Origin of the sequence: Roseovarius tibetensis, assembly GCF_050896375.1 — a bacterium.
Lineage (GTDB): Bacteria > Pseudomonadota > Alphaproteobacteria > Rhodobacterales > Rhodobacteraceae > Roseovarius > Roseovarius tibetensis.
On the sequence record NZ_JBPBBB010000084.1, the window covers coordinates 1 to 5,172 of the forward strand.

General features: G+C 57.8%; 3 protein-coding genes. 1 reads left to right on the forward strand and 2 read right to left on the reverse strand.

Annotation, left to right across the window (positions count from 1 at the left end; all coding sequences use genetic code 11):
- Positions 1–162: 162 nt before the first annotated feature.
- Both ACROSR_RS20055 and ACROSR_RS20060 read right to left on the reverse strand, forming a co-directional pair.
- Positions 163–540: a hypothetical protein gene (locus tag ACROSR_RS20055; protein WP_432687655.1), complete on the reverse strand. Its 378-nt coding sequence runs from the start codon at positions 538–540 to the stop codon at positions 163–165.
- Positions 537–2,213 carry a type IV secretory system conjugative DNA transfer family protein gene (locus tag ACROSR_RS20060; RefSeq protein ID WP_432687656.1) on the reverse strand — a complete coding sequence of 559 codons (1,677 nt, stop codon included), beginning with the start codon at positions 2,211–2,213 and terminating at the stop codon, positions 537–539. Before ACROSR_RS20060 ends, ACROSR_RS20055 begins: the two co-directional genes overlap by 4 nt.
- Positions 2,214–3,028: 815 nt before the next feature.
- Here ACROSR_RS20060 and ACROSR_RS20065 point away from each other — a divergent pair.
- On the forward strand, positions 3,029–5,035 hold the full coding sequence (locus ACROSR_RS20065) for a class I SAM-dependent DNA methyltransferase (protein WP_432687657.1): 2,007 nt from the start codon (positions 3,029–3,031) through the stop codon (positions 5,033–5,035).
- Positions 5,036–5,172 lie beyond the last annotated feature (137 nt).

Genomic DNA, 5,172 nt, shown 5'->3' on the forward strand with positions numbered 1-5,172 from the left:
TCTATGCACAGCGCGACGTGCTCGATATGGTCGCGTGAAATGAAGCTATAGGTCTCCGGTAAATCCGGGGCGATTCATCCCGCTCGACGCGGGGTTCGCCATCGAGCCAATGCTTCTTGAGTTCTGAAAACGTCATTCTCTTATCCTTTCTTCCTTCGGCGTTTATCCACTCTTGAGTTTTCTGATGATCGGCGCCCAATCCAAGGGCATCATCACGAAGACGGGGCAGGTCCATTGCGCACCCAATTGCTCCCGCATTCCCTGAACGCCGAAATACCGGCATTCAAAGCAGCGCCCGCCGTCGATGCAGCGATAAGTCACCAGCACATGCGGCGTGCCGTAGGTTACGGTCACAGCGAGCGCGGCAGCGCATAGCCATGCGGCTACGCTCCGCCGCAGTAGCCAGTGCAGCACGCTAAAGATGCGGTCACCTCTGCTGCGCCGCCCCTCAAGGGTTGTCTGGCGCTTCGACGGTTCCGCCGTGCGCTTGCGCGGACGCGGCGCTTTCCGTCTGACGACTTCGACTTTGATCTTGTTCATGACTTGCTCCCTGTGCCGGAGTAGCGGAGGCGGAAGGTGGGCTTGCCGCTGCGCGGGTGATCGCCTTCCATCGGGTTCGGATCGGCCCAATCGCGCCATGGTGCGACGTTCCAGTACGGCACCTTCTCGGCGCGGATCGGCGGCGCGTTCTTGACCAACAGGAGTTGCTGATCTCCTGGCAGCGCCATGATCTCTTGCGGCAGCATCAGCGGCACGCCGCGCTCGGACGCGCTGACGCCGATCTCGTCTTCGGCGCGCTGGCCGAGATTGTAGCTGCGCGTGATGATCGAGCGCTCGCCGAGTAGGCGCGCGAGCCGCTGCGCAAGATCGAAGTCCTGCACGGCGAAGAACTGCTTCACTTCGGCCTGACTCATGATGATGTTCGCGGTCTCGCGCCCATAGACTTGCACGAGCTGCGAAAGGTCCTGCACGATGGCCCAGACCCGCACGCCATAGCCTGGCAAAAGCGTGAGCGCTTCCGCGAGCCCCGCGAGCCGCCCCAGATTGGCGAACTCATCCAGAAGAAGCAGAACCTCTTGCTCGCCTTTCTCTCTGGCGACGGCATTGATGGCCTGCTGCGTGATCAGGCCCAGCCATGGCTTGTAAGCCGCGATGTGTTCGGCGGGGATCATGACGTAGATTGTCGTGCCTTTGGCTTTGAGGTCTTCGAAGCGGAAATCCGATTTCGAAACGGATTCAGCGAGAGGGCCACCAGGACGGAAAATCTGGAGGGCATTCGAGACGCCCGTGCGAAAGTCGGAGAACTGACGCGCGCCATCCTCGATCTGGTACAGAAACTCTTCACCGTAATCCGCAACCACACCGTCGAGTGCATCAGACTGCGCCATTTCCTCGAAGGTCAGTTCGAGGCGGCGAGTGTTTTTGACGATCCTCCACAGCTCTGGCAGCGTGCAGCGCTCCGGCCTGCCGCGCGTGACCAGAAACAGGATCAGCCCTTCGAGCAGATTGCGCGCCCCATCGCGAAAATACTGGTTCTTGTCCCCACCAGCGGGTTCGGGGACAAGTTGCAGAACAATGCCGCGCACCGCATCGCCAAGCTCGTGATGGCGGCGCGGATCGGCAAAAATGTCGATGACGGGCTGGAACGGGTTGTAGCAGTGCGACGAAAGCCCGTGCAGACGGCCAAGATTCATGAATATCACAAGCTGGCGAAAAATGACCCGCCGGACGCGCGCCGTGATCGCGGCCAGTTCGCCTTTGGGATCGGTGACAAAGACCGAGCCATAGAAATGCAGCAGGTTCGCAATGACGACAGCGATGCCCTTGCCCTGACGGGCGGGCGCGACCGTTAGCAGGTGCGCTTTGCCGCGAAAGAAGAGCGGGACGCCTTTCAGCATGCCGAGAAACAGGCCAGCGGGATCGGTCAGGCCAAAATCGGCGCAATCCCGCAGATCGGCAAACGAAGCCACGCCAAAGAGGCCGGTCGGCTTCTCCGCTCTACGGCGCGCAGCCATAAGCAGCAGGAGGCGCAACAGATCAAGGACGCCGATGCCAAACGTCAACGCGCCCGCGAGGAACAGAAAGCCGAACGCGAATACGGTCACCGGATCGCTATGCGAGTCCAGCGGAACCACAAGCTGCCATGTGACAGCAGTAATCAGGCCGCCGACCAACATGTGGCCGAGCGGATTTGGTGGCCGCTGCGAGCGCATGGCACCATCCTTCGATAAATTGTTCTGCTGTACTCATAGGGTTGGTTACGGCCTGGGCGTTTTCAATAAAAAAGTTGCGCCAGCCCGCATCTTTTTTGCGCCCGTGTAATACAAGTGTCTGAATGTACTACATTTTGCCGTTAAGACTGACCGCTTGGCAAGGGGGCCGCTGCGCGCCCCCGTTGCATCCCCCAGCCCGTGGCTCTTTTAGGGCATTGAGCCCGCTCCAGAGCCAACAGACCGTATCGCCGGTCAACCACTCGCAGGGCTTGGAGACGTCCCTCTCCACCTGCACCGAACCATGGATCAATTGGCGTATCGCCGCCCCTTGAAACCCACTCGCAAGGGAGCCTTCGGCGCTCCCCTGCACCCCATCGACTTGGCGGGCGTTCCTGCCCCCAAGACCCCAGACCATTTCATGGAGACGACTTCATCGAGACCATGGAAGGGAGCTTTCGCGCTACCCTTGCCCTGAACCCAACCCATCGAGCAGGGGCGTGTCCCCCCCCTTGCATCCCTGATCAGCCCTACAAGGATTGATGCCAACATTTCTTCGACGATGGATCACGACCAACCTTTCTGAGACAGGCGGCACTAGAAACGACGGATGTTGGCAGTAGGTGACGGTTCCAAATCCGCTCCGCACATGCAGAAATCAGACAGCTAACTCAACGCATTGAATTTATGGACAAAAAACTTTCAATCAGTTGGCGGATGTGGCACAAATATCTTCACGTACGGCGTAACAGGCATGAAGCGCCAACAACCATCTGCTAAGAGATGGAAAAACAACACTGAAAAGAGGCGTGCAGCACATGGAACACGTAGGCGAGATCGAGAAACGGCTTTGGTCAGTGGCCGATCATCTGCGCGCAAACTCCAACTTTGCCAGCAACGAATACTTTCTGCCGGTCATGGGGCTGATCTTTCTGCGTCATGCCTACAGCCGGTTCCTGCGCGTCCAAGACAACATCAAGGCATCGCTCCCTTCGCGCGGCGGCGTCACGCGCCCGCTCACCAAAGAAGACTTCTCGCAGCGCGGCTCGATTTTCCTGAAACCTGAGGCGCAGTTCGATCATCTGGTCTCCATCCCTGATGGAGGGGATCGTGCCGGTGCGATCATCGCCGCGATGGAGAGCGTCGAGGCTGACTACCAGTCCCTTGATGGCGCTTTGCCTAAGTCTGAATACCAGGAACTTGGTGACGACGATCTTGGCCAGCTCTTGCGTACCTTCAATGATCCCGCGCTTCAAAAAGCAGACGGTGACGTGTTCGGGCGCATCTACGAATACTTCCTGACGCAATTCGCTGACCAGAAAGCCCACGATGGCGGCGAATTCTTCACGCCGATCTCAATTGTTCAGACCATCGTCAATGTGATCGAACCCGATCACGGCAAGATCATCGATCCCGCTTGCGGCTCTGGCGGAATGTTCGTGCAGTCCGCCCATTTTATCGAGAAAATGCATGCGAACCCGAGCGACCGCGTGACCTTCTACGGGATGGAGAAAAACCCGACGACGATCCGCCTCGCCAAGATGAACCTCGCCGTTCACGGGCTTGAAGGCGACATCAGCAAGGCGATTTCCTACTACGAAGACCCGCATAAGGACAAAGGACCATTTGATTTCGTTATGGCCAACCCTCCCTTCAACGTGGATGAGATTGACGCCGAGAAGATCAAGAACGACGACCGACTGGAATTCGGCTTGCCTGGCGTGAACAAGGGCGGGAAGGTGTCCAACGGCAACTATGTCTGGATGTCCTTCTTCCACGCCTACTTGTCAGACACCGGACGGGCCGGTATCGTGATGTCTTCGCAGGCATCCTCGGCAGGGGGCGGCGAGGCGAAAGTGCGCGAGGCGATGATCAAGACCGGCGATGTCGATGTGATGATCGCCATTCGCGGCAACTTCTTCTATACGCGCACTGTTCCATGCGAGTTGTGGTTCTTCGACAAGGCCAAGCCCGCGCACCTGAAAGACAAGGTGCTGATGATCGATGCGCGCAACGTCTACCGCAAGGTGACGCGCAAAATTTATGATTTCACGCCTGAGCAACAGCAGAACCTGTCAAGCATTGTCTGGCTCTATCGCGGCCAGACCGATCGTTTTCTGGCGTTGGCTCAAGAGTATCTGGAAACGGCCTTCACCCAGATGGAAGCCTGCGATTTTGCTGGGTTTGAAAAGGCTTTGAAGGCTGTGACCAGCGCCCACAGTGATGAGGAACTGCAAAAGCTTTCTACTACCGTCATGGCGGATATCGGGGCGCTCAGTGACGGTGCCACGAAAGCGCGCGGCACGCATTGGGACAATGCCCCTCGTGACAATGACGGGCTGAAAGCGTCTAGCGTGGCCTTCGAACCGGTGGCGGATCGGGCCAAGGCTTTAGTCAAAGAGATAGACCACCTTTACAAGCTGGCGACCCGCGTGCATCAGGCCGACGTGGCTGACGGCACAAAGCCTGCTGAGGGTAAGAAACGACTATATGAATTGGACGCGGCGCGACAGGAAGTCACTGAACACCTGAAGAACGCGCGGTATTTTCATACACAGTCGGAATGGCTGCAAACACGATTCCCAGATGCTGAATTCCGCAACGTTGAGGGGTTGGTCAAGCTGGTTGGGCACAACGAGTTGGAAGCCAAAGGGTGGAGCTTAACACCTGGTCGCTATGTCGGCGTGGCCCCAGAGGAAGAAGACGAAGATTTCGATTTTGAAGAAGCCCTACGCGACATTCACATCGAGATCGACGGACTGAATGCGGAAGCGGTGGAACTGGCAGAAGTGATTTCCAGCAATTTGAAAGAGTTGATCGTATGAGCTGGCAAGAGACAACCGTCGACAAGCTCGGCAAGGTGGTTACTGGAAAAACCCCGCCGACTAGGCTCTGGACCCATTGATTTCAGGTGCGCTGCGTGGTTCACGGCACCGAAAACGGAGCGGTGACATGTCTGATC